Origin of the sequence: Frondihabitans peucedani (genome assembly GCF_039537585.1) — a bacterium.
Lineage (GTDB): Bacteria > Actinomycetota > Actinomycetes > Actinomycetales > Microbacteriaceae > Frondihabitans > Frondihabitans peucedani.
The window spans coordinates 1,399,639-1,424,576 of record NZ_BAABAU010000001.1 but is presented as its reverse complement, the minus strand read 5'-3'; the positions used below and the strand labels follow the sequence as shown (position 1 = coordinate 1,424,576).

The 24,938-nt window shown below is 71.6% G+C and carries 20 protein-coding genes; 14 read left to right on the top strand and 6 right to left on the bottom strand.

Annotation, left to right across the window (positions count from 1 at the left end; genetic code table 11):
- Positions 1 to 60 precede the first annotated feature (60 nt).
- Positions 61 to 1,137 (top strand): LacI family DNA-binding transcriptional regulator, encoded by a 1,077-nt coding sequence (locus ABD733_RS06540; protein ID WP_344794269.1) that lies wholly within the window; start codon positions 61 to 63, stop codon positions 1,135 to 1,137.
- An 87-nt stretch (positions 1,138 to 1,224) separates the two neighbouring features.
- Here ABD733_RS06540 and ABD733_RS06535 read toward each other — a convergent pair whose 3' ends face one another.
- The gene (locus ABD733_RS06535) at positions 1,225 to 3,441 is read right to left on the bottom strand and encodes a S53 family peptidase (protein WP_344794266.1); all 2,217 of its coding nucleotides are present in this window, start codon (positions 3,439 to 3,441) and stop codon (positions 1,225 to 1,227) included.
- 166 nt (positions 3,442 to 3,607) lie between these two features.
- Between ABD733_RS06535 and ABD733_RS06530 the strand changes: the two genes are divergently transcribed.
- Genes ABD733_RS06530 through ABD733_RS06520 form a run of 3 tightly spaced genes read left to right on the top strand, consistent with a single transcriptional unit; the run spans position 3,608 to position 6,556 of the window.
- Entirely contained in the window at positions 3,608 to 4,927 is a 1,320-nt protein-coding gene (locus tag ABD733_RS06530) for a sensor histidine kinase (RefSeq protein ID WP_344794264.1), read from the top strand.
- Positions 4,920 to 5,618 (top strand): response regulator, encoded by a 699-nt coding sequence (locus tag ABD733_RS06525; RefSeq protein WP_344794262.1) that lies wholly within the window; start codon positions 4,920 to 4,922, stop codon positions 5,616 to 5,618. The genes ABD733_RS06530 and ABD733_RS06525 overlap by 8 nt, the downstream gene beginning before the upstream one ends.
- The gene (locus ABD733_RS06520; RefSeq protein WP_344794260.1) at positions 5,615 to 6,556 is read left to right on the top strand and encodes a hypothetical protein; all 942 of its coding nucleotides are present in this window, start codon (positions 5,615 to 5,617) and stop codon (positions 6,554 to 6,556) included. The genes ABD733_RS06525 and ABD733_RS06520 overlap by 4 nt, the downstream gene beginning before the upstream one ends.
- A gap of 115 nt (positions 6,557 to 6,671) precedes the next feature.
- On the opposite strand, the gene ABD733_RS06515 is transcribed toward ABD733_RS06520, so the two are convergent.
- A complete protein-coding gene (locus ABD733_RS06515) occupies positions 6,672 to 6,959 on the bottom strand; it encodes a hypothetical protein (RefSeq protein WP_344794258.1) in 288 nt (95 codons plus the stop codon).
- 328 nt (positions 6,960 to 7,287) lie between these two features.
- Here ABD733_RS06515 and ABD733_RS06510 point away from each other — a divergent pair, with 328 nt between their 5' ends.
- The 3 genes from ABD733_RS06510 to ABD733_RS06500 all read left to right on the top strand — a co-directional run bounded on the left by ABD733_RS06510 (position 7,288) and on the right by ABD733_RS06500 (position 12,425).
- Positions 7,288 to 8,124 carry an aldo/keto reductase gene (locus tag ABD733_RS06510; RefSeq protein WP_344794256.1) on the top strand — a complete coding sequence of 279 codons (837 nt, stop codon included), beginning with the start codon at positions 7,288 to 7,290 and terminating at the stop codon, positions 8,122 to 8,124.
- 73 nt (positions 8,125 to 8,197) lie between these two features.
- Positions 8,198 to 10,720, top strand: a complete 2,523-nt coding sequence (locus ABD733_RS06505) for a beta-glucosidase family protein (RefSeq protein ID WP_344794254.1) — start codon at positions 8,198 to 8,200, stop codon at positions 10,718 to 10,720.
- Positions 10,721 to 10,850: 130 nt separating this feature from the next.
- Entirely contained in the window at positions 10,851 to 12,425 is a 1,575-nt protein-coding gene (locus ABD733_RS06500; protein ID WP_344794252.1) for a DHA2 family efflux MFS transporter permease subunit, read from the top strand.
- 192 nt (positions 12,426 to 12,617) lie between these two features.
- Here ABD733_RS06500 and ABD733_RS06495 read toward each other — a convergent pair whose 3' ends face one another.
- A complete protein-coding gene (locus tag ABD733_RS06495; protein ID WP_344794250.1) occupies positions 12,618 to 13,781 on the bottom strand; it encodes an ABC transporter permease in 1,164 nt (387 codons plus the stop codon).
- Between the two features lie 85 nt (positions 13,782 to 13,866).
- On the opposite strand from ABD733_RS06495, the gene ABD733_RS06490 reads away from it, so the two are divergent.
- On the top strand, positions 13,867 to 14,334 hold the full coding sequence (locus tag ABD733_RS06490) for a MarR family winged helix-turn-helix transcriptional regulator (protein WP_344794248.1): 468 nt from the start codon (positions 13,867 to 13,869) through the stop codon (positions 14,332 to 14,334).
- A 163-nt stretch (positions 14,335 to 14,497) separates the two neighbouring features.
- The gene (locus ABD733_RS06485) at positions 14,498 to 15,271 is read left to right on the top strand and encodes a Pr6Pr family membrane protein (RefSeq protein ID WP_344794246.1); all 774 of its coding nucleotides are present in this window, start codon (positions 14,498 to 14,500) and stop codon (positions 15,269 to 15,271) included.
- On the opposite strand, the gene ABD733_RS06480 is transcribed toward ABD733_RS06485, so the two are convergent.
- Positions 15,163 to 16,683, bottom strand: a complete 1,521-nt coding sequence (locus ABD733_RS06480) for a flavin monoamine oxidase family protein (protein WP_344794244.1) — start codon at positions 16,681 to 16,683, stop codon at positions 15,163 to 15,165. The two genes, ABD733_RS06485 and ABD733_RS06480, sit on opposite strands and share 109 nt — an antisense overlap.
- A 166-nt stretch (positions 16,684 to 16,849) precedes the next feature.
- Between ABD733_RS06480 and ABD733_RS06475 the strand changes: the two genes are divergently transcribed.
- The 5 genes from ABD733_RS06475 (at position 16,850) to ABD733_RS06455 (ending at position 23,063) form a co-directional block, all read left to right on the top strand.
- On the top strand, positions 16,850 to 18,088 hold the full coding sequence (locus ABD733_RS06475; RefSeq protein WP_344794242.1) for an Nramp family divalent metal transporter: 1,239 nt from the start codon (positions 16,850 to 16,852) through the stop codon (positions 18,086 to 18,088).
- A gap of 190 nt (positions 18,089 to 18,278) precedes the next feature.
- Complete coding sequence (locus ABD733_RS06470) at positions 18,279 to 18,770, top strand: CarD family transcriptional regulator (protein WP_286344614.1); 492 nt, start codon at positions 18,279 to 18,281, stop codon at positions 18,768 to 18,770.
- Between the two features lie 756 nt (positions 18,771 to 19,526).
- A complete protein-coding gene (gene arfA, locus ABD733_RS06465) occupies positions 19,527 to 21,044 on the top strand; it encodes an arabinosylfuranosidase ArfA (protein ID WP_344794238.1) in 1,518 nt (505 codons plus the stop codon).
- 10 nt (positions 21,045 to 21,054) lie between these two features.
- Positions 21,055 to 22,119 (top strand): LacI family DNA-binding transcriptional regulator, encoded by a 1,065-nt coding sequence (locus ABD733_RS06460; RefSeq protein ID WP_344794236.1) that lies wholly within the window; start codon positions 21,055 to 21,057, stop codon positions 22,117 to 22,119.
- The gene (locus ABD733_RS06455) at positions 22,116 to 23,063 is read left to right on the top strand and encodes an aldose 1-epimerase family protein (protein WP_344794234.1); all 948 of its coding nucleotides are present in this window, start codon (positions 22,116 to 22,118) and stop codon (positions 23,061 to 23,063) included. The genes ABD733_RS06460 and ABD733_RS06455 overlap by 4 nt, the downstream gene beginning before the upstream one ends.
- Before the next feature lie 62 nt (positions 23,064 to 23,125).
- Here ABD733_RS06455 and ABD733_RS06450 read toward each other — a convergent pair whose 3' ends face one another.
- Both ABD733_RS06450 and ABD733_RS06445 read right to left on the bottom strand, forming a co-directional pair.
- On the bottom strand, positions 23,126 to 23,965 hold the full coding sequence (locus ABD733_RS06450) for a LamG domain-containing protein (RefSeq protein ID WP_344794232.1): 840 nt from the start codon (positions 23,963 to 23,965) through the stop codon (positions 23,126 to 23,128).
- Positions 23,962 to 24,879, bottom strand: coding sequence for a signal peptidase I (locus ABD733_RS06445; RefSeq protein WP_344794230.1), 918 nt, complete (start codon positions 24,877 to 24,879; stop codon positions 23,962 to 23,964). The genes ABD733_RS06450 and ABD733_RS06445 overlap by 4 nt, the downstream gene beginning before the upstream one ends.
- Positions 24,880 to 24,938: the final 59 nt, after the last annotated feature.

The following is a 24,938-nucleotide window of genomic DNA, read 5'->3' as shown; positions in this document are numbered from 1 at the left end:
TCAGTAGGGTGACGACGAGCGCCGCGGCCCCGTGTCTCCGCGGACGCAGGAGGGGACCGCGTGACGGACGGACGCACCAGGACGACGGTGACCATCGCCGACGTGGCCGCGCGCGCGGGAGTGTCGACCTCGACGGCCAGCCTCGCCTACCGCACGACCGGATCGATCACGGAGCGCACCCGAGCCCGCATCCTGCAGGCCGCCCGGGAGCTCGACTACGCCGGCCCGAACCCGACCGCACGCTCCCTCAAGAGCGGCCGCTCGGGCATCGTCGGCGTCGTCGTCGCCGAGAGCATCCGCCGCGCCTTCCAGAGCCCCGTGACGATCGCCACGATGGACGGCCTCAGCGAGGAGCTCGACGCCCTCGACGTCGGTCAGCTCCTCGTGCCCGGCCGCTCGAAGGGGGCCGCGCGCTCGACCGGGCTCCTCGACGGGATGCCGATCGACGCGGTCGTGTTCCTCACCCGCGGCGAGGAGTTCGACTCGCTGCTCCCCGGCCTGCGGGCGCGCAGGATCCCGATGGTCGGCATCGAAGGACCGCACGCCGAGGGCGTCGCGCTGGTCGACATCGACGACGCGCGCGGCACCGGCGACCTGGCGCGGCACGTCCTGGGCCTCGGGCACTCCCGCGTCGGCGTCGTCATGCGGACGACCCACCTCGGCGAGCACACGCCCGCGGGTCCTGTGGTGGGTGTCTCCGCGGGGCTCGACGACATCCGGAACCGCACGATCCGGGAGCGTCTCCGGGCCACCGCCTCGGTGTTCCCCGACGCCGTGCGGGTCGAGGCCGGCGGGCGCGACCTCGAGGCGGGGGAGGTGTCGGCGTCGCGGCTGCTCGACCTCGCCGAGCGGCCGACCGCGATCCTGGCTCAGAACGACATGCTGGCCGCCGGCGTCCTGCGGGCCGCGGCCTCGCGGGGGCTGCGCGTGCCCGGCGACCTCACCGTGACCGGCTTCGACGGCGCCGACCTGCCCTGGCTCGACCGTCGGCTGACGACCGTCGAGCAGCCGCTCCGCGAGCGGGGCAGGATCGCGGGACGCATGGTCGGGGAGCTCCTCGCCGGCGTCCGCCCGGCGGACGTGGTGCTCGACGTGGCGCTCCGGCTCGGGGACACCTCCGGGCCGCCGGTCGCCTGAGGGCTCCGGCGGGTCGCGGCGGCAGCGGCACCAGTCCGCGGACCGGTGCCTACGCCGTCACGCCCCGCCGATCGCGCGGCCTCCGGGTCAGGCCGGGGGATCGGTCGAGGTGGCGGTGTCCGTTGGCGTCGGCGTCGGGTCGGTCGGCGTGGCCGTGTCGGTGGGCGTCGGGTCGGGGCTCGGCGTTGTGGTCGGCGTCGGAGTCGAGCTCGGCGTGGTGGTCGGGGTCGGCGTCGGCGTCGGGCTCGGCGTCGGCGTCGCGGTCGGCTTCGGCGTCGGCTTGGGCGCGGGCTTGGCCGGTGTCGCGAAGAGCTTCGCCGACGAGATGTTCAGCTGTCCGAGCCCGGTGACGAGGTCGTAGCCCTTCGCCGTCCTGAGGCTCGAGTCGGTGTCGAGGGTCGCCGTGTACGAGTCGTGACCGTCGGAGTAGGCGAGCGCCACCTTCTTCGTGCGAGGCAGGATGTCGGTGAACGCTCCGGGGCTCTTCTTGGCGACCGAGTACAGGATCGGGTTGGCGAAGCCGATGACCGAGCCGGTCTGCTGCTGCACCGTCGCCATCAGCGCTGCAACGATCGGCGTGGCGAGCGAGGTGCCGCCCGAGACGCTGAGGCCGAAGCCGCCCGTGGCGAGCGTCGTCTCGTTGCGGATGGGGTGGTAGCCGATGAGGAATCCGGTGTACGGGTCGGCGAGGGCCGAGACGTCGGGGACGGTGCGGCGGTTCGAGGACGCGGCCGCGCTGATGGCCGTCTTCTGGTACCAGGGCTGCGTGAAGCCCGACAGCTGGCTGCGTCCGCCGCCCGCCCCGCCGGCGAACAGCGTTCCGGGGAGCTTCGAGTGGTATTTCAGCGTCTTGTTCGGCCCGGCGACGATCTGGTCCAGGGTGTTGCCCCAGCCGATCGCGAACGCCGTCGTGTTGGTCTTGGTCAGGCCGATGCTGGTGCCGCCGACGCCGGTGACCCACGGCGATGAGGCCGGGAAGTCGGGCTGCGTGGTGCCGGTGTTGGCCTTCTCGTCGCCGTCGTCGCCGCTGGCGAAGTAGAGGCCGATGCCCTCGGCGGCGGCCTGCAGCTGCAGGTTCACCTCGCCCTGGACGTAGTCGGAGGTGTCTCTCGTCGGCTCGCCGGCCGAGCCGTAGCTGTTGCTGACGATGTTCGCGAGACCCTTGTCGAGGATCCTGGACAGAGCGACGTCGGTGCCCGCCGAGCAGTCGGTGGCCCCCACGTAGAGGATCTTCGCCTTCGGCGCGATGCCGTGGACGGCCTGCACGTCGAGGGTCTGCTCGCCCTGCCAGCCGCTCGGCTGGCCACAGGTCTTCTTGTCGGTGAACAGGGTCTTGCTGGGGGAGATGTCGGTGTACTGGCCGTCCGTCAGGACCGGCTCCCCGGTTAGGCGCGAGTAGGTGTTCACGTCGGTCTTGATCGTGGGCGACGCGTAGGCGTCGATGATGGCGACGGTCTGGCCGGCGCCGGCCGAGGCGCCGGTCTTGTAGACGGCGCGGAGCTGCTTCGGGGTGTAGCCGCAGTTCGCCGTGCCGATCCTGGTGTTGCCGTAGGTGTTCGGCACCTTGACCGTCCGCTGGCCCACGTAGGTGGAGCAGGGCGTGTTCACGGTGACCGTCGACGGCGTGGACCTCGTCGGCGTCAGGAGCGCCCGCAGGTCGGAGAGCGACGACGCGGCGTTCTGAGCCGCGTTCGACCGCGTCGTGCTGGCGGGCTTCGTCAGGAGGCGGCCCTGGTCGAGGCTGACGCCCGCGATGTGCTTCGCGACCGACGCCGAGAGCGACGGGACGCTCGCCGGGGCGATGAGCTCCTGCCCCTGCACGCTGTAGCTGCGGAGAGTGGTGCTGAACGCCTTCTGGATGTCGCCGACCGTCCCGCGGAAGACGACGAACTGCCGGCTCGACGGCGTCCCGGTGATCGTGAGCTTCTTGCCCTTGAGGTACTTCACGGCGGAGGTGTAGTCGCTCGCCGCGGGGGCGTACGCGGCGATCCAGCTCGCAGGCGAGACGTACTGGCGGTAGCGCGGGCTCGCAGGATCGGAGACGGCCTTGGCCAGCGCTGTGGCACCGGCCTGGTCGCGCAGGTCGAAGAAGACCTCGCCCTGCACGACGGTCGTGTTCGACGGGGTGCCGGCGGTGTTCGCCTTCTTGGCCCACGCGGGCACGGCGCCGGAGAAGCTGACGCGGGCGCCGGAGGCCTGGGCGGCCGAGGCCCCGGCGAGAGTGATCCCGCCGACCGTGAGAGCGCTCACACTGACGACGGCGAGCAGCTGGAGGCCGCGGTGCAGCCTGGAACGATGTGACACGGAGGGTCCTTCCCCAACAGAGACGGGGTGATCCCCACGGCACGAAACTACGGGCACGGCCGCAGCGCGTGCAACACCCCCGTAGTGGGACGAGACGACTCAGCACCAGGGATGATTTCGATGACTCAGGGCTCGGCGACGGTGGCGCGCGCCCTACCGTCGAGGCATGGAAGCTTCCTCACGCGTCATCGGGCGTCGCACCGGCCTCGTCCTCGCCGCAGTCCGTCAGCTGGTCGCCCCGCTCGCAGGCGCCACCTACCTCCTCCTGTGGATCCTCGCCGAGGGCGGTCGCGATCGACTCCTCGAGAACATCGAGCTCTTCTCGTTCTTCGCGGTCGCCATCGGGCTGTCCGTCTGGACGCCGCGCGTCGCGATGGGCCTCGTCCTCGCCACCGGCTTCCTCCAGGCGCTCGACCTGCTGCAGCCGCCGCAGGAGACGACCTGGGCGACCTCCGCCGCGATGGCCTACGTCGCCTTGTTCGTCGGGGCCTTCGCCCGAGGCCTGACGCGCTGGCTCGCCGTGCCCGTCCTCGCCGTCGCCGCGGTGACCTTCGGCTGGGTGACCACGGTCCCGACCGCCGCGTGGCCCGACCGGTGGGGGTCGTGGGTCGCGTCGGAGTCGGGAGTGCGGCAGGACGCGATCCTGCTCTCGCTGTCGGCTTTCGCGGTGGGCGTCCTCGCGTGGCTCCTCGGTCTCGGGATCGGCTGGATCCTCGGTCGCGTCCGCCTCGACGTCGAGCGGGTCGGCACGGCGCTCGACCGTGCCGGTCTCGACCTGCGTCTCGCGGAGGACCGCGCCCGCATCTCGCGCGACGTCCACGACTCGCTCGCGCACTCGCTGGCCGTGATCGTGTCGCAGGCCCAGGGGGCCGCGGCCCTCGAGGCCGTGCGGCCCGGCGTCGCCGCCGACGCGCTGACGACGGTCGGCGACGTGGCGCGGACCGCGCTCGTCGACGTCAGGATGCTCGTGGAGCGGATCCAGGCCGACTCCGACGAGACCGCCCCGGCCGCCTCGCTCGGCGACGTGCCCGCGCTCGTGGACCGCATGAGGGGCCTCGGGATGAGCGTCGACCTCGCCGTCTCCGGGGAGAGCGAGCTCGACCTGACGGAGGCCCAGCAGGTCGCTGTCTACCGCATCGTCCAGGAGAGCCTGACGAACGCGCTGAAGCACGGCGGGAGCGACTCCCGCGTGCGCGTCGGCCTCGAGGCCGAGGCGTCGGGGCTCAAGGTCGAGGTCGCCTCCGAGGGGCGGCGTCCGCTCGTCGCCCGCGACGGTCGCGGCATCGGCATCGAGGGGATGAAGGAGCGTGCCCGCCTCGCCGGCGGCTGGCTCCGTGCTGTGCCGATCGGACGCGGTTCCGGTGCTGGTGCTGGTGCTGGTGCTGGTGCTGGTGCGACGGCCGACGCCGCCCCGGGGCGCTTCGTCGTCACGGCGTTCGTGCCGTCCACCGGGCTCGGCCTCGCGGCAGGGGCGCAGGATGCGTGAACCCGCCCAGCCGATCCGGGTCGCCGTCGTCGACGACCAGCGCCTCTTCTCGTCGGGCATCGCGATGCTCGTCGAGGCCCAGTCCGACCTCGTCTGCGTCGGGACCGCCGCCGACGGGCAGGAGGCCGTGTCCCTCGTGGAGCGCGAGCGGCCGGACGTCGTCCTGATGGACCTCCGGATGCCGGTCCTCAACGGGCTCGACGCGACCAGGCGCATCCTGGCGGACACCCCTGCTGACGGCCCGCCGCGCGTCGTCGCGCTGACGACGATCCGCCGCGACGAGGCCGTGTACGCGGCGCTCGCCGCGGGAGCCTCCGCGTTCCTGACCAAGGACGCCGACCCCGAGGTCGTGCTCGCCACCATCCGGGCCGCGCACGCCGGGGCCCCGTTCCCGACCGAGGAGAACGCGATGGCGCTCGTCCGCGAGTACGCGGCGCCGGCCGGCGACCAACGGGAGTCTCGGGTGGACGCGCTCGCGAGTCTGACGGCCCGCGAGCGCGAGGTGTTCGCGCTGGTCGCGCGGGGCCTCAGCAATGCCGAGATCGCCTCGGGGCAGTTCGTGACGGAGGCGACGGTGAAGTCGCACGTCCGATCGACGCTCCAGAAGCTCGGCCTCCGGAGCCGAATCCAGGTCGTCATCTTCGCCTACGAGAACGGCCTCACCGGTCGCGACGAGAGAGAGTCAGCATGAAGAACCCGTTCGCCTCCTTCGGGAGCCAGTGGATCGCCAAGACCGTCACCCTCGCGGTGATCGTCGCAGGAGGCGCGACCGTCGCCGTCTCGAACCTGCCCGAGCCTGCGGACCACGTCGTGGCCCACCTGCCCGCGAAGGATGCTGCCACCTGGGGGATGCCGCTCGACCGGTACGTCATCGTGTCGTTCGGCAAGCGCGACTACGCCGAGGACCTCCTGGTGGCGAAGTGCCTCTCCGGTCGGGGGATCGACTGGCCCGTCCCGTGGCAGGACGTCGACCAGTACCGGGGAGACGCGCAGTCGCAGACGCCACGGCCGCTCTCGGGTTCGGCGGCGTCCGAGCGCGGTTACCACGGCCAGGCCGAAGACGAGTTCTCCACCTACCTCTGGCACCGCTTCGTCGCCGCGTCGGCGCTGCCGAAGTCGCAGCAGGCCACGGAGGACGACTGCCTGGCGCAGGTCCGCGTGGCCCGCCTGTCGACCGCGGCGGTGTCCGGTCGCAATCAGGTCGCGTCGACCCGGGCGGTCGAGCTCGCGGGGCTCGCCTACACGAGAGCTCTCCGAGACCCTCGTGTGACGGACGCGGGCGCCCGCTGGCGATCCTGCCTGGCACCCGCCGCTGCGGAAGCGCGGGTCGGAGCGCTGCCTGCCGATCCCTCCGGCATGCCGTCGATCGGCGTCCGGCAGCTGTTCGGCACCGACGTCGCGTCGGGGCGCGTGACGTCGGCCGAGAAGAGGCTCGCGACGGCCGACGCTGCCTGCCAGACGTCGTCCGGCTACCGGCGGGCGCTGTACACCGCGGAGTACCGGCTGCAGTCCCGAGTGACGGCCGACGACGCCCGCATCCTGGCTGCCGCGACCGCCGACCAGCCCGCCTTCGATCGCCGTCTCGACCGGATCGTCGCCGAGAACCTGCCCGCGAAGCCCGGCTCCTAACCGCCGCGCCGCAGGCACGCCGCGCCGCAGACTCACCGCGTCGCAGACACACGAAAGCGGCGCCCACCCGGGAGGGTGAGCGCCGCTTCGTGTGTCGCTGCTGCTGCTGTCGCGCCTACGCGGCGAACGCCAGCTCGCGCAGCTGGACCTCGTGCGCCTGCAGGATCGTCCGCGAGGGCTCGTCGCGCCAGGCGCGGCCCGGGATGACCCAGCCCTCGGCGCCGGACGCCAGGATGCGGGCGCCGCGGGCGACGTGCGCACCGAGGTCGGTGCGGGGGATGCGGACGACGAACTCGCGGGCGGTGTCGTCGGCGACGACGAACTCGACGAGGTTGTCGTGGGTGAGGACGGGAGCGGTGGTGACGGTCCCGTCGATGGTGATGAGGGAGATGATGTTGTTCATGGTGCTGTCTTTCGATGCTGTGTGGCGAGTTCGTCCGGCTCGTTGCGCGGACGGTTCGCGCACGCCGTGAATCGGCGTGCTGGCTTCCCCGGGCCCCTGGGGGCCGTGTCGTCCGGGTGAGGGAGCGGCGGGCGTGACTCGTTCGGAATGCGCTCTACAGGGAGAGCGGTACGAATCGTGGAGAACCGAGCTCTTGTAGAGGCTGCGGCGCTCATGGCGTGAGGCGAGTAGATGGTTCGCTCTCAGAAGGCCAACGGTAAGAGTATCAGCGAAGAGAAACCAGAGCAAATGGTGAAAGTCACCCGGGTTGGGGGTGTTCGATGAGGCCATGACCGAGATCCCCTCCATCCCCCTGAACAACGGCACCTCGATCCCCCAGCTGGGATTCGGCGTGTTCCAGATCGAGCCCGAGAACACCAAGGAGGCCACCCTCAAGGCCCTCGAGGTCGGCTACCGCCACATCGACACGGCGGAGATGTACGGCAACGAGAAGGAGGTCGGGCAGGCCGTCGCGGCGTCCGGCATCCCGCGCGAGGAGGTCTTCGTGACCTCGAAGCTGAACAACGGCTTCCACGACCCGGAGGCGGCCAAGACGGCCTTCGACGGCACCCTCGAGGCGCTCGACTTCGACTACGTCGACCTGTTCCTCATCCACTGGCCCCTGCCCGGCGTCGGCAACTTCGTCGACACCTGGAAGGCGCTCGAAGAGGTCTACGCGTCCGGCCGCGCCCGCGCCATCGGCGTCTCGAACTTCCAGGAGCACCACCTGCGCCGCCTGATGCAGGAGTCGACCGTCGTCCCGGCCGTCAATCAGATCGAGGTGCACCCCTACCTCACGCAGGACGCCCTCCGCGCCTTCGGCACCGAGCACGGCATCCCTACCGAGGCCTGGTCGCCCATCGCCCAGGGCAAGGTGCTCGACGACCCGACGATCGTCCGCATCGCCGAGCGCATCGGCAAGTCCACCGCCCAGGTCACGCTCCGCTGGCACATCCAGCGTGGCGACATCGTCTTCCCGAAGTCGGTGACCGAGTCGCGCGTCCGCGAGAACTTCGACATCTTCGACTTCGAGCTGACCGACCTCGACATGACCGACATCTCCACGCTGAACAAGGACGAGCGCACGGGCCCCAACCCGGACGAGTTCAACTACATCCCCTCCTAGGCAACCCCCTCCGGGGCAGCGCGTCCGGTGGGCGCGCTGTCCCGGACGCTCCGTCCGTCCTAGGCTCAGCGCCATGACGTACGACAGCGAAGAAGAGACCGCCCGGCTCGTCGGGCTCCGCGAGATGCTGACGCTGGCGGAGAAGGTCCAGCTGCTGACCGGGCGCGACTTCTGGACCACCTGGCCCTTCGAGAAGATCGGTCTCCGTCGCATCCTGGTGTCCGACGGGCCCTCGGGAGTGCGCGGCGAGGTGTGGGACGAACGCTCCCCCTCGCTCAACCTCCCCTCCGCGACCGCGCTGTCGTCCTCCTGGGACCGCGCGATCGCCGCCCGCTACGGCGCCGCCTCCGCTGTCGAGGCCCGCCGCAAGGGCGTCGACGTCGTCCTCGGCCCGACGATCAACCTGCACCGCTCGCCCCTCGGCGGCCGCCACTTCGAGGCCTTCTCCGAAGACCCGCTGCTCACCGCCGAGCTCGCTGCCGCCTACGTCGACGGCGTGCAGGAGAACGGGGTCGGCGCGACCCCCAAGCACTACATCGCCAACGACTACGAGACCGACCGCTTCACGGCGTCGACGGAGGTCTCCGAGCGGGCTCTCCGCGAGCTCTACCTCCTCGCCTTCGAGCGGGCGGTCACCGAGTCGCGGGCCTGGCTCGTCATGTCGTCGTACAACTCGATCAACGGTGTCACCGCCACCGAGAACGACCTCCTCGAGACGCCGCTGAGCTCGGAGTGGGGCTTCGACGGGGTGGTCGTCAGCGACTGGACCGCCGTCCGCTCGATCGAGAGCGCGAAGCACTCGCAGGATCTCGTCATGCCCGGCCCCGCAGGACCGTGGGGCAACGCGCTGGTCGCGGCCGTCGAGGCGGGCGAGGTGCCGCTCGAGGCGATCGACCGCAAGGTGCTCCGGATCCTGCGCCTCGCTGCCCGTGTCGGGGCGCTCGACGGCTTCGCACCCGTGCAGGCGGCTCCGGTGACCGTCGAGGACGGAGTGGCGTTCGCCCGCGAGGCCGAGGCGGTCGGAAGCGTCCTCCTCGCGAACCCGCAGAAGACGCTGCCCCTCGACCCGGCGGCTCTGAGCTCGGTGGCGGTGATCGGGCACAACGCCCTCCACGCGCGCACGCAGGGCGGCGGCAGCGCCACGGTCCTGCCCGAGACGGTCGTCTCGCCTCTCGAGGGGCTCCGCGAGGCGCTGCCGGGGGCGGATGTGACGTACTCCATCGGCGCGGTCGTGCAGGAGGGCATCGCCGAACTGCCGCTCGACGAGATCGTGAACCCGTCGACGGGGGAGCACGGCATGCTCGTGCGGTTCCTCGGTGCGGCGGGCGACGAGCTCTTCCGCGAGGACCGCAGGGCCACCGCGCTCGTCTACTTCGGCGGCGACGCGCCCCTCGAGGCCGCAGCCCTGGCCGAGCTGTCGCTGCGCTGGACCCCGACCGTCTCCGGACGGGTGCTGCTCGGCTTCGCGTCCGTCGGGCACGGCCGGGTCCTCCTCGACGGAGAGCTCGCGCACGAGGCCACCTCCCTCCTCGAGGAGGGCATGGACCTCGGCGCCTCGCTCCTGTACCCGCCCTCCGTCTCCGCACCGGTCGAGGTCACCGCGGGCACGCCCGTCGACGTCGTCGTCGAGTTCGACCTCGGCTCCCGGACGGGGCCCATGGCGGGCGTCTGGAGCATCACCCTCGGGCTCGAGGCCGACGACTCCGACCCGGAGGGCCTCCTGGCCGAGGCCGCCGAGGCCGCCGCCACCGCGGACGTGGCCGTCGTCGTGGTCGGGACCAACTCGCGTGTCGAGTCGGAGGGCTTCGACCGCGTCGACCTCGACCTGCCCGGCCGCCAGGACGACCTCGTGCGCGCCGTCGTCCGCGCCAACCCGAACACGATCGTGGTCGTGAACGCAGGATCGCCCGTGCTCCTGCCCTGGCGGGACGACGTGCGCGCGGTGCTGCTCACCTACTTCGGCGGGCAGGAGTACGGGAACGCCCTCGCCGACCTGCTCCTCGGAGCCGTCGAGCCGGGAGGCCGCCTGCCCACCACCTGGCCGGCGACCCTCGACGACGTGCCCGTGCTCGACGTCACCCCGCGCGACGGGCTCGTGCGCTACGAGGAGGGCATCCACATCGGCTACCGGGCCTGGCTGCGAGCCGGGCGCACGCCCGCCTACGAGTTCGGCCACGGCCTCGGCTACACGGAGTGGGAGCTCGGCGACCTGCGTGTCGACGGCCGGGCCGTGGTGCCCGGCGGCTCGTCGGGCTCCTCCGCGGGCGCCGTCTCGGTGGCCACGCCCTCGGGTGCCTCGGTGGCTCTCCGCGTGACGAACGCAGGATCACGCCGCGGCAAGCAGGTCGTGCAGGCGTACCTCTCGCGCTCGGGCGGCTCCGTCGAGCGTCCCGCGCGCTGGCTCGTCGGCTTCGACAGCGTCGAGCTCGACCCCGGGGAGTCCGCCACGGTGTCGATCGCCCTGCCCCTTCGCTCCTTCGCCCACTGGGACGACGGCTGGGCGTACGAGGGCGGGACCTTCGACGTCCACGTCGGGACGTCGGTGACCGCGACGCCGCTCGAGAGCACCGTGGAGCTCGTCGCCGATCCCTCGTGAGACGCCGACCCCTCGCGAGACGGGGGGATGCGGGTGTCGGTGGTCAGGGGAATACTGGGCGTCATCCAGCGTTCGACCCCAGTACCGCCGACACTCGCCGCGATTCCCCCACGATCACGACAGGATCACCTTGACGAACGACACCACCACGGCTCCGGCCGTTCCCTCCAAGGCCGGCAGGCCCGCGTCTGCTCCGGGCGCTGCCACTGCCGGCGCTGCTCCGGCGGGTGCTGCTCCTGCGGGTGGCCCCGCGGCCGCCGGCACCGGCGAGGCGGACGCCAAGCGCAACCGCCTCGTGATCGGCCTGCTCCTCGTCTCGGCGTTCGTCGTGATCCTGAACGAGACCATCATGAGCGTGGCCCTGCCCCGCCTCGTCGTCGACCTCCGTGTCACCGCGGCGACGGCACAGTGGCTCACCACCGGCTTCATGCTCACGATGGCGGTCGTCATCCCCGTCACGGGCTTCCTGCTCCAGCGCTTCAACACGCGGCCGGTCTTCATCACCGCCATGTCGCTGTTCAGCCTCGGTACCGCGATCGCCGCGATCGCGCCGGGCTTCTCGATCCTGCTCATCGCCCGCGTCGTGCAGGCCAGCGGCACCGCGATCATGATGCCGCTCCTGATGACGACGGCGATGACGCTCGTCGCGCCCGCCTCGCGCGGCCGGGTCATGGGCAACATCTCGATCGTGATCTCGGTGGCGCCGGCCATCGGCCCGACGATCTCCGGTCTGATCCTGCAGGCGCTCTCCTGGCGCTTCATGTTCGTCATCGTGCTGCCCATCGCGCTCGTCGCGCTGGTGGTCGGCGGCATCAAGATGAAGAACGTCACCGTCACCCGCAAGAGCCCGCTCGACGTGCTCTCGGTGATCCTGTCGGCCTTCGCGTTCTCCGGGCTCCTGTACGGCCTGTCGAGCGTCGGCGAGGCGGCCTCCGGCACGCCTCAGCCGGTGATGCCGATCGTCCCGGTGCTCGTCGGTGCCGCTGCGCTCGCCCTCTTCGTCTGGCGGCAGATCCGGCTCGCGCCGCGCGGCGTCGCCCTTCTCGACCTCCGCACCTTCACCTCGCGGACCTTCGCGGTGTCGATCGTGATGATCGCCATCAGCATGCTCGCCCTGTTCGGCACGCTGATCATCCTGCCGATCTACATGCAGAACGTCCTCGGCTTCTCCACGCTCACGACCGGTCTACTGCTGCTCCCCGGCGGCATCGTCATGGGCGTCCTGTCGCCCGTCGTCGGCCGGCTCTACGACCGGATCGGGCCGACACCGCTCCTCGTTGTGGGCGCCGTCCTCGTCAGCGGCGCGCTCTGGGCGATGGCCATGGTGCTCCGCGAGGGCACGCCGGCCTTCGTGATCCCGATCGTGCACGTGATCCTGAGCATCGGGCTCGCCTTCACCTTCACGCCGCTCTTCACGGCGTCGCTCGGATCGGTCCGCCCCGACCTCTACTCGCACGGCAGCGCGATCCTGGGAACCATGCAGCAGGTCGCCGGCGGCGTCGGCACCGCGCTCTTCGTCACGCTGCTCGCGACGACCGCCGCCTCGAGGGTCTCCGAGGGCGCCGGGCAGGTCTCGGCGACGGCCGCGGGGGTGCAGACGGCGTTCCTCACCGGGGCGATCATCTCGCTCTTCGCGATCGCGGCGAGCTTCTTCGTGCGCAAGCCGCCGGTGATCGAGGGCGCGCCCGTCCCGATGGGCCACTAGCCCTGCCTGCCCGCCCGCCGGGCCGGCGCTGCTCGGCCGCCTGACCCGCCCCGGCCCGCCCGGCCGCCCGGCCCCGCGGTGCTCCCTCAAACCCTCCCGATCGGCTGTCGCGGTGGTCCTAGGACCACCGCGACAGCCGAACGGGAGGGTTTTGGCGTGCGGAGGTGGGGCAGCAGCGCGGCCCGCCCCGGGCTACGCCGCGATGACCTGCTCCTCCTCGCGCGTGGCGACGCGCTCGTTCGCGAGCCGCACGCGGCGGGCGCTCAAGAGGTGCGTCAGAAGCGCGAGCCCGAGCCCGACGACCGCCCAGAGGCCGAGGCGCAGGACGTCGAGCCCGTACCCGTGCCCGGGGAAGTACTGCACCGTCTGCGCGGCGTCGAGCCAGGCGGCTCCGTTCCAGAAGGCGTGGAGCCCGGCGAAGAACCCGGGCATGAGGTGCACCGCGAAGATGCCGCCCGACGAGGTGAAGTTGAGCATGACGAAGAGCATGGTCAGGGCGGCGGTGGTCCAGTGGCGCAGGATCGGGTGGAGGCCCACCCCGATCAGGATGATCGCCACCGAGTAGAGCCAGCCGAGCAGCCAGACGCCCCAGACGTTGCCGTCGACGACGTGGTAGATCGGGCCCGCGACGGTCATGGCGATGCCGGAGACCACGGCCGACATGACGAACGAGGTCAGGATCGACGCGCGGATGCCGAGGCGGGCGGCGAACGCTGCGACCGCGGCGGCGGTGGCGTAGGAGCCGACGCTCAGGCCGACCAGCAGGAAGAACAGCCCCTGACCGGTCGAGTCGTGCTCGGCCGCCGGCACGACGTCGACGACCTGGTACGGGAGCTTCTGGGAGAAGGCGATCGGCTGGAAGATCTTCTGCGCCACGTTGGCGCTCGTCTCGGACGCGGCGGACGAGACGAGCAGCGTGGCCTGCGTGGCCGTCGGCTCGTACGCGGCGGTGAGGGTGCGGCCTTCGATGAGCTTCCGGGCCTCGGCGTCGGTGGCGACGGTGCGGACGCTCAGCGCGTCGGGGTCGTTGTCGGTGAGTCGCTGCGCGAAGACCTGCGTCTCGGCGCTGGTGCCGACCACGGCGACGGGGAGGTCGTGCGGCGTCGGCTGGTGGAACGCGCCGAGGTACGCGAGCGACATGCCGACGGCGAGGAAGAGCGGGACCAGGACGGCGAGGCCGAAGGCGCGGAGGACTCCGAGGGGTGCGCCGAAGAGGGTGCGCGGCCCGCGGGCGGGTGCGGGGAGGTGCCGGTGAGCGCCCCCGTGATCCTGCGCCCTCGAATCGGTCGTGCGGGGGGAGGAGGGCCGGAGGGCCACCTGCTGCAGGGATCGGGTGGGGGAGGTGTCTGTCGTCACCGCTGGCCTTTCGCGCGTCGGGAGGGAGTCGTAGTGTTGCATTATGCAACAAGCAACGATACACCCGATCGGTACACTCGCGGGCATGGAGTCGGGCACGGTGTCAGGCGCGGGCGGGGAGTCGCGGCGGGCGGAGCGCACCAGGGCCGTCTACACGCAGATGGAGACCATCTCGCGGAGGGCCGTCGCGCGGAACCGCCGAGCCGCCGCCCCGCTGACCGTCGTCCAGCACACGCTCCTGACCTTCATCGCGCAGACCCGCGACTGCCGCGCCATCGACATCGCCCAGGGCCTCCGCCTCAACCGGTCGACGATCTCCCGCCAGGTGGGCGACCTGCAGGAGCTCGGGCTGGTCGAGGTCGCCCCGGAAGCCGAGCGCGCCGGGGCGAGGGGGCAGATCCTGCGCCTGTCGGATCGCGGGCGCGAGCTCCTCGAGAGCTCGACCGCGGCCAACCACAGCGAGCTCGAGCGGCGGCTCGCCGACTGGTCGGACGACGAGATCGACCGCCTGGCACGGGGCCTCGAGCGCTTCAACGCCGTCGACGACGCGTAGCCGGAGGCGCCGAGCCGACGCCGAGCCGACGCCGATCCGACGCCGTGCCGACGCCGTGCCCACGAGGCGCCGCCCCGGCCGCTCCCGGGCGATCTCGCTACGCTCGTCGGGGTAGGCGGCGGCCCCGGTCGCCACAGCGGTCGAGGCGGGAGCGGGTGAGGCGGTGCACACCACCCTCGCGTTCCGCCTGTCCGGACTCGTGCGGCTGGCGGCGGCAGCGGTGGGCGTGGCGGCGCTCTGGGCCAACTTCGAGTACGTCCTGGGCTTTTCGACGTTCGCCACTCTGAACTACTTCAGCTACTTCACGCAGCAGAGCAACATGGCGAACGTCGCCGTGCTCGCGATCTCGGGCGTGCTGACCGTCCGGGGCCGGAGCGATCCGCCGTGGTTCGCGGCGGTGCACGCGCTGGTCTCCTGCTATGTCATCGTCTCGGGCGTGGTCTTCGCGGTGATCGTCTCGCAGTCGGCGAGCCACCACTACTCGCTGGCGTTCCCGCCGTCGAGCCAGGTGCTGCACTTCTGGCTGGCGGGCTACGTGCTCGTCGACTGGGTGGTGGCGCCCGGCCGCACGCCCGTGCGCTGGCGGACGCTCTGGCTCGTCCTGCTGTATCCGCTGGCCTGGGGGTGGTTCACGCTGGCTCGAGGCCGGGAGGTGCGCTGGTACCCGTACTTCTTCCTCGATCCTGCGCAGGTGAGCGCGGCGCAGTTCCGCCTGTACAACGGGCTCGTGCTGGCGATCGTCGTCGGCGTGCTGGCGGCCCTGATCGGGCTGAGCCACCTGAGGCCGGGGCCCGGGCGCCTGCGCGTCCGCCCGTTCCGGGGGAGCGGTCAGGGCGTCGGAGTCGGCGACGACCCGGCACCCGGCGTCGGAGTCGGCGACGACCCCGCACCCGGCGTCGGAGTCGGCGACGCCGTCGACGGCACCAGGTCGAAGTAGGGCGCGATCGACCGCACCGCGGCGTCGACCGCATCGGAGTCGCTGAGCTTCTCGAGGGCGGTGGCGGTCCGGCCGCCGGTGAGGGCGACCAGGATCGGGAACCCGGTCGCGGGCTCCAGGTTCAGCCAGAGCCGGGAGGCGGCCGAGTCGTCGAGCACGGCCCACACGGTCGCGTCGGTCGACCAGAGGCGCTGGTCGAAGCGGAGCCACAGGACGTCCTGGACTCCCATCCCGAGCGCGTCGATGGCGTCGAGGTGGGTGCTGGGCAGCGCCGGGACGAAGACGATCCTCCGTTTCTTCAGCACGCCGAGAGGGATGGTCGAGACGACGCGGTCGGCCGAGAGCGACTCGCCCGTGACCAGCCGGAGGCCCACGCCCTCGTTGCCGTAGTCGATCTGCGTGACGTTGCTGCTGCGGAGCACGTCGAGGTCGCGGAGCTGGTCGGTGACGTAGTCGCCGAAGCCGCGGGTCACGAGCTGCCCGGAGCCCGGCAGGATCTCGTCGCCCAGCACCCGCGACGACACCTTCGTCGCCGCCGCGCCGACCCGGGCCGGCAGTGCCTCGTCGAGCAGGAACGCGAGGCGGTCGGCGTCCGACACGCCGCTCGAGTCGGGGCGCGTGTCGAGCCGCGCCGACGCTCCCGACGACGCGACGGCGTCCTGCACGCTCTCCTCGCCGGCGTGCTCCGCAGCCCAGGCGGCGGCCGTGTCGAGGGCCTCGGACACCGCCTCAGACGTTGGAAGCGGGGTCTCCCGGCCGGCGATCCTGGCGGTCGCCGTCGCCTCGACCTCGACGGTGGTCACACCGGCCGAGGCGAGCAGCGACTCGAAGGCCGCGGCACCGTCGCCGGTGAGGGTGCCGACGCCGAGCTGCACCTCGAAGGGCCAGTCGTCGGAGTCGTACGACGCGATCCTGCCGCCGACCCGGCCCCGCGCCTCGACGACCACGACGTCGAAGCCCTGGTCGGCGAGGGTCCGCGCGGCTGTCGCGCCCGCCATGCCGGCGCCGATCACGGCGATGCGCTCCCCGGGAGCCGCGACGGCCGCGACCTCGGCTGCCGCGGTCAGGCCCGACGAGTGCGCGCCCATCACGGTTCCCGGCTGGGACGCGGCCACGGCCTCCCCGGCGAAGAACACCTTGTCATCGAGACTCGCTGCGAGCGCCGCGCGATCGGCATCGGTCGCGCCCGCGGCGAGGTAGCTCGACGACCCGTAGCTGTACGTGTCCGCTCCCCAGCGGCTGCGGCGGAAGGCCGCGGGCGCGGGGCCGCTCGGCGTGGGGCTGGGCGACGGGCTCGGTGCCCTGGTGGCGGTGGCCGACGGGGCGGGCGCAGGATCGGTGCACCCCGACAGCACGAGCACTCCCGCCCCCGACAGGGAGCCCAGGAGGAACAGCCGCCGACTGATGGACATGGTGTCGTCATTGTCGCAGGCCCCGCGGAGTCGCGACCGGCAAGACCGCCGAGCGAGTGTCGGCGGGGTCCTCTACTGTGGCAGTCCAGACCGTGGCACTCCTCAAGTGGCGTTCTGGAGCGGCACTCGCGACGCCCACCGCGGCGCGACCGAGCGAAGGGCACCGATGACGACCGAGGCGCCACCGAGCGACACGCGCCGGCCGCCGTCGTCCGCGCGCCTGGTCACCCTCCTCGGGCCCGCGGTCGTCGCGGGAGTCGCCTACCTCGACCCGGGCAACGTCGCGAGCAACATGACGGCGGGGGCGCTGTTCGGCTACCTGCTCGTCTGGGTCGTCATCGCCGGCAACGCAACGGCCTGGCTCATCCAGTACCTCTCGGCGAAGCTCGGCATCGCCACCGGGGCCAGCCTCCCCGAGCTCCTCGGGAGGCGCCTCTCGAAGCCCTGGGTCCGGCGGGCGTTCTGGGCGCAGGCCGAGCTCGTGGCGATGGCGACCGACATCGCCGAGGTCATCGGCGGCGCGATCGCCCTGAACCTGCTGTTCCAGCTGCCGCTGCTGGTCGGCGGCCTGGTCACCGGCATCATCTCCCTGTGCCTGCTGCTCCTGCAGAGCCGGGGGCGGGCGCAGCTGTTCGAGCGCGTCATCACCGGCATGGTGGTCCTGATCGCGGTCGGCTTCTGCGCCGGCCTCCTGGTGGCCCCGCCGCACTGGGCCTCCGTGGCGTCGGGGCTCGTGCCGCACTTCGAGGGCTCGCGCTCGGTCCTCCTGGCGGTCTCGATCCTCGGCGCGACGATCATGCCGCACGCGATCTACGCGCACTCCGCGCTCGCCCGCGACCGCTTCGAGGGGTCGCTCGTGGCGCCCCGGCGGCTCCTGAAGGTGACCAGGATCGACGTCACGATCGCGCTCGTCGTCGCGGGGACGGTGAACGTCGCGATCCTGCTGGTCGCCGCAGGCACCCTCCGCGGAGTCTCGGGGACCGACACGCTCGAGGGGGCCCACGCGGCCCTCCTGGTGCACCTCGGGCCGCTCGTCGCGACCCTGTTCGCGGTGGGCCTGCTCGCGTCCGGCCTCGCCTCGACCTCGGTGGGCGCCTACGCGGGCTCCGAGATCATGCACGGCCTCCTGCACTACCGCGTCCCGCTCCTCTACCGCAGGATCGTGACCCTCCTCCCCGCACTGGCGCTCCTCGCGTTCGGCGCCGACCCGACCTCCGCCCTCGTGATCAGCCAGGTCGTCCTGTCGTTCGGAATCCCGTTCGCGCTCGTCCCGCTGGTGCTGTTCACGGCGTCCCGGGCGACGATGGGCGACCTCCGCAACCGCTGGCACACGACCGCGCTCGCGGCGGTCGCGGCCGTCGCGCTCATCGTGCTGAACGTCGTCCTGCTCGTGCTGGTCTTCTGAGCGGCCCTGTTCTCCGGGATCGGGCCTGTTCTCTGGGGGCGTCCGTCTGGCCGGGGCCGCGGCATCCTAGTCCCTCTTTATCGGGTAGAATGGTAAGACTGCCGAGATGATGCCCGGCAACGGTCCGCACTCGTCTCGAGCTGCTCTCCGGATCCGTCACGACTCGTAAAGAGAACAGAGGCACGACTAGATGATTTTCGAAGTAGGGGAGACCGTCGTGTACCCCCACCACGGCGCAGCCACCATCACCGCGGTCAAGACCCGCACGATCAAGGGCGTCGAGAAGAAATACATCACCCTGAACGTCCACGCGAGCGATCTGATGATCGAGCTCCCCGTCGACAACGTCGACCTGGTGGGCGTCCGCGACGTCATCGACGCCAAGGGCGTCGAGGCGGTCTTCGAGGTCCTGCGCAGCGACCACGTCGAAGAGCCCGGCAACTGGTCGAGGCGCTTCAAGGCCAACACCGAGAAGATGGGGTCCGGCAGCGTCTACAGCGTCAGCGAGGTCGTCCGCGACCTGTGGCGCCGCGATCAAGACAGTGGAGTCTCCGCCGGTGAGAAGCGCATGCTGCTCAAGGCGCGCCAGGTGCTCATCTCCGAGCTCGCGCTCGCTCAGAAGTCCACCGACGAGGAGGCCTCGGCCGTCCTCGACGAGGTGCTGGCGGCCGTCACCGTCTAGCACCACTCGGCGCCTCGGGCGCATCGACAGGGCAGGCCTCCGGGCCTGCCTTCGTCGTCTCCGGGGGAATCGTCGTGCTTCGGGCATGGGTGCTTCGATGCCCCTGCTCGCGCGCGTCGGTCGTGACTGCCGGAGGAGTTCTGGTGGGGTAGTCCTCTTTTCGCGCAGGATCCCGCCCGAGGTCCTCCTTCTGTGCGTGTCGGCGAGTCCGACTCCTCCTCTGCTGCGAGGAACTCCTCCTTTGCTGCGATGCCCCTGCCCGCGCGCGTCCGTCGTCGCCAACGGAGGAGTTCTGGCGGGGTCGCCCTTCTTTTCGCGCAGGACCCCGCCCGAGGTCCTCCTCCTGTGCGTCTGGGCGAGGCGGGCTCCTCCTCTGCTGCGAGGAACTCCTCCTTTTCTGCGATGCCCCCGCGCCCGCGCGTCGGTCGTAACTGCCGGAGGAGTTCTGGTGGGTTAGTCCTCTTTTCGCGCAGGATCCCGCCCGAGGTCCTCCTTCTGTGCGTGTGGGCGCGGCAGGCTCCTCCTCGGCTGCGAGGAACTCCTCCTTTACTGCGATGCCCCCTGCCCGCGCGCGTCCGTCGGGACTGCCGGAGGAGCTCTGGCGGGGTCGTCCTTCTGTGTCTGTGTGTGTGGGCGAGAGGACTCCTCCTTCGCTGCGACCCCCGACCCGGGCGCGATCCTGCGCCCGCCCCCTTGACGCGGTAGTACATCGTTGTACATACTCCGAGTACAACGATGTAACCAAGGAGAACCCCCATGACATCTGCCCGTCTCAGCCTCGACCCCGCGTTCGTCGTCGCTCCGGTCTCGCGGAAGACCTTCGGCACCTTCGTCGAGCACCTCGGCCGCTGCGTCTACGGCGGCATCCACGACCCGGGCCACCCGACCGCCGACGAGGACGGCTTCCGCGGCGACGTCCTGCAGTACGTCCGCGACCTCGGGATCTCGACGGTCCGCTACCCGGGCGGCAACTTCGTCTCCGGGTACCGCTGGGAGGACGGCATCGGCCCGGTCGAGGACCGCCCGGCCCGGAAGGACCTCGCCTGGCACTCCACCGAGCCCAACACCGTCGGCATCGACGAGTTCATGCGCTGGACCGAGAAGGCCGGCGTCGAGCCGATGATGGCCGTCAACCTCGGCACCCGCGGCGTGCAGGAGGCGATCGACCTGCTCGACTACACGAACGGCGAGGGCGGCTCGTTCCACTCCGACCTGCGGAAGAAGAACGGCACCGAGAAGCCCTACGGCATCAAGATGTGGTGCCTCGGCAACGAGATGGACGGCCCATGGCAGATCGGCCACAAGACCGCGAAGGAGTACGGCCGCCTCGCCGCCGAGACGGCCCGGGCGATGCGCCTCATCGATCCTGACCTCACCCTCGTCGCCTGCGGTTCGTCCGGCGCCGAGATGCCGACCTTCGGCACCTGGGAGCGCGAGGTCCTCGAGGAGGCGTACGACGAGGTCGACCTGATCTCGATGCACGCGTACTACTGGGAGAAGGACGGCGACCTCGGCAGCTTCCTCGCCTCCGGTGTCCAGATGGACGCCTTCATCGACGACCTCGTGGCGAGCGTCGACCACGTCCGCGCCACGAAGAAGGCCACCAAGCGGATCAACATCTCGTTCGACGAGTGGAACGTCTGGTACCTCGACGGCGAGGCCTCGAAGAACCCCGAGACCGAGTGGCCCGTCGCTCCCGTCCTGCTGGAGGACCACTACAGCGTCGCTGACGCCGTCGTCGTGGGCGGCCTTCTCATCTCGCTCCTGCGGCACAGCGACCGGGTCGTCTCGGCCAGCCTCGCCCAGCTGGTGAACGTCATCGCCCCGATCATGACGGAGACCGGCGGACGCAGCTGGAAGCAGACGACCTACCACCCCTTCGCTCAGGCGTCGAGGTTCGCGCAGGGCAACGTGCTCCGCGTCGAGCTGCAGTCGCCGACCTACGAGACCGCGAAGCACGGCGACGTGCCGGTGATCGACTCCGTCGCGACGCACGATCCTGCGTCGGGAGACGTGGCCGTGTTCGCGGTCAACCGCTCCCAGACCGAGTCGGTGACGATCGACATCGACACGCGCTCGTTCGGCCCCCGGGGCGCGGAGCTCGTCGAGGCGACGACGCTGCGGCACGACGACCCGTACTTCACGGTCACGGCCGACACGGCCGACCAGGTCGCTCCCGAGGTCAACGACGCGACGAGCTGGGACGACACCGTGCTGAAGGTGGTCCTGCCTCCGCTCTCCTGGAACGTGGTGCGCCTGACCGCCACCGCCTAGGGGCCCTGTCGTGCCCGCCACGATGCGCGACGTGGCCGCCAGGGCCGGAGTCTCGGTCAAGACGGTCTCGAACTTCTTCAACGGCTACCCGTACATGCGCGAGGAGACCCGCGCGCGCATCGGGGCGGCCGTCGAGGAGCTCGACTACCGCGTCAACGTGTCGGCCAGGAGCCTCCGCCGCGGCAGCTCGGGGATGATCTCGCTGATCGTCCCCGAGCTCGACCAGGCGTACTTCGCCGAGCTCGCCCAGGAGGTGATCGATGCGGCGGCGCCCCTCGGGCTGACGGTCCTCGTCGAGACGACCTCGTACCTCCGCGAGCGGGAGCTCGACGCGCTCTCGGGCGTCCACCGTCAGCTCATCGACGGCGCCATCTTCGACCCGCTCGCGCTCGGCCCCGACGACGCGCCGGACCTCGCGCGGTCGCTGCCCCTCGTCATCATCGGCGAGCGGCAGTTCGAGGGCCTGGCCGACCACGTGCTCATCGCCGACGAGGAGGTCGCGCGGCGCGTCGTCGAGCACCTGCTCGAGATCGGGAGGCGCAGGATCCTGCTGCTCGGCGCCGGCTCTCCCGGCACTCACACGGCGGTCCTGCGACGTCGGGGCAGCGTGGCGGCCCTCGCGCGGGCGGGCCTCACGCCCGACGAGGCGCTCTTCGTCGAGGTGGACGGCTGGAACCGCGACGCCGGGGCCCGTGCGACGGCGCGCGCGCTCGAGTCGGGACTCCGCTTCGACGCCGTCTTCGGCTTCAACGACGCGCTCGCCCTCGGGGCCCAGTGGGAGCTCCTCGAGCGGGGGATCGCCGTCCCGGGCGACGTGGCGGTCGCCGGTGTCGACGACACCCGCGACGCGCGCTTCGCCCACCCCACCCTCACGACGATGTCTCCCGGTCGTGCCCAGATCGCCCGGCTCGCGGTCGAGCTCCTCGCGCGGAGGATCAGCGAGCCCACCGCCCCCGACGGCTTCGTGTCGGTCACCGCCGACTTCGAGCTCATCGTGCGCGACAGCACACGCAGCCCCGCCAGTCTCGCTAGCCTCGATCGACGACCACCGCGACAGAAAGACGGACTTCGATGACGAACACCCCCCTCTCCGGACCACAGACCAGCATCCGTCACGGCGGCTACCGCGCCGAGATCGCGGCCGTGGGGGCGAGCCTCCGCAGCCTCACCGTCGACGGGCGGAACCTGACGGTGCCGTTCGAGGCCGACTCGATCCGGCCCGTCTTCCGCGGCGCGATCCTGGCCCCCTGGCCGAACCGCGTCGTGGACGGCCGCTACACGTTCGACGGCGTCGAGCGGCAGCTGCCCCTGACCGAGCCCGCTCGCGGCCACGCCCTGCACGGGCTCCTGGCCTGGGTGCGCTGGGACGTCGTGGAGGCGTCCGAGGCGTCTGCCCGGCTCGAGGCCGACGTCGTGCCGAGCGACGGCTACCCGTTCCCGCTCCGGATCGCCGTGACCTACTCCCTCGACGACGACGGTCTCACCACGACGGTGGAGGCCACGAACACCGGCCAGGCCGCAGCGCCCTACGGCACCGCGCCCCACCCCTACCTCAGTGCCGGAGCCGGCCACGTCGACGACTGGACGCTCACGCTGCCCGCCGCGGAGTTCCTCGAGGTGACCCCCGACCGGCTCATCCCCGTGGCGACGCGCCCCGTGACCGAGCACCCCGACTTCGACTTCCGCGCCGCGCGGCCGATCGGCGACCTGTTCATCGACCACGCGTTCACCGGGCTCGAGCGCGCGAGCGCTGCCGGCGACGCCGACGGCGGCGGCACCGCCCGGGTCACGCTGAGCGCTCCCGAGGGCACCGGCGTTCAGATGACCTGGGGGACCGAGCTGCCCTGGGTGCAGGTGCACACCGCCGACCGTCCGGAGCCGGAGCTGAACCGTCTCGGGCTGGCCGTCGAGCCGATGACCTGCCCGCCCGGGGCGTTCGACTCCGGCATCGACCTCGTGCGGCTGGAGCCGGGCCGGACCCACACCGCGTCGTGGACGATCGGCGACCTGACGGCGTGACGCGGGACTGATCCTGCGGACCGGTCCGGACCGGGGATCGACCCGGACCGGCCCGCAGCGGGTCAGCGACCGGCGTTGTAGTGGTTCTGCACCTGCGCGGCCGTGAGGACGGTCGTGTAGACGCTCGCGAAGCGGAGCGAGCCGGTGAAGTACGCGTTCGTCGGCGCGCCGGGCCAGCTCGCGATCGCGTCGTAGCCGACCCGCCAGAAGCCGGTGAAGTTCTGAGCGACGGTGTAGGTCGTGTTCTGGGCGACGAGGGCGCCGTCGAGGTACAGCGCCATCCCGGTCGACCCGGAGAACGTCGCCACCGCCTGGTGCCAGGTGCCGTCGGTGACCGGGGTCGAGGTCACGATCGTCTTCGTGGCCGCGTTGTAGGTGCCGAAGACGAGCTGGCCCGACGTGTTGATGTAGAGGTGGCGGTCGTACGATCCCGACGACCCCGTCTGCGATGATCCGAAGCCCATGAGCTTGCCGCCGGCGACGGTGGTCTTGAACCAGACCTCCTCGCTGAAGGTCTGCGGGTTGGCGAACGACGTCGCCGTCGAGACGTAGCTCGAGGTGCCGTTCAGGACGTAGGCGCCGCCGGTGTCGCGCGAGCAGGCGAGGGGCGTCGTCGTCGACGTCGTCATGGTGCCGCGGTAGGTGCCCGGGTAGGCGCCGGAGTCGCTGTCCACGGCGGTGGTCGAGTTCGACGCCTCGTTGAGCGGGAGGGTGAAGAGCGCCGCGCTCTTGTCGTTCGCGAGGGCTGCGGCGCAGGTGAAGAACGGCGCGGTGGCCGCGGTGTCGGTGGAGTTGGCGATCCTGGCGACGTAGGCGGCGGACGAGCCGGGAACGACCGCGGCGACGACCGCGAGGGCGCCGACGGCGATCGCGGCGATGGCAGCGGCTCGGCGGAGGCTCACTCGCCCTCCTCCTCGTCGGGCGTGCCGGGGAGGCCGACGACGAAGGTCCACAGCAGCGGGATCGCGCAGATCGCGCCGAACAGGATCCACTCGGGAAGCGTCAGGTGGAGCGCGGAGGAGAGGCTGTAGCGGCCCATGTCGGCCCCGGAGTTCACCGTGACGGTGCCGACCTGCCCGGCGACGAGGTCGACCGTGGTGCCGTGCTTGGCGCTGACGCTGATGGGCAGCAGCCCGGTGGAGACGACCTGGGCGGAGGCGCCGTGGGCGTGCGGCGTCGTGGTGAGCACGATCAGGCCGACGAACGGGCGGAGGACGTACACCGAGAGGGAGGCAAGCATCGAGAAGCCCAGGATGCGGTACGACTGACGCCGGGCCGGGTTGCGGATCAGGTGCGTCAGGAGCATCACGAAGACGCTTCCGACCAGCAGGATCGGCAGGGCGCGGATGAGCCAGCCGAGGCGCGGCAGGATCGTGGTCGCCTCTCCGACGAGGTCCTTCTGGCTGAGGGCCCAGGGGTCGGTGGCGCCGTTGATGTCGCCACGGGTGACGATCCCTCGGGCCGTGATGTCGACGATCCTGTGGGTGTAGACGGCCTTGGGCTCGGTCGGCGGGTGGAACGTGATCACGTCGCCGACGCGGAGGTCGGAGGCCGTGACGGGGGTGGTGAGGACGAGCGTGCCGACGGGTGCGGCCTGGCCCATGGAGGGGGTCTCGACGATGAACCACTGGCCTCCGCCGGAGCGGAAGACGAGTGCGAGGACGACGAGGGCGGTGGCCAGGGCGGCGCCGGTCCAGATGGCGACCGTCTGGACGACGCGGGCCCGCCGGCGACGCGGCGAGGCCCCGATGCGGATGTCGGCGACGACTCCTGCCGAGACGACCGTGGTCGCTTCGGGCTGTCTGGTGTCCGTCATGGTTCGACTCCGTCGGGGCCTCGTGGCCCGGGGGAGGGCCGTGGTGCCGGGCGGGGCTC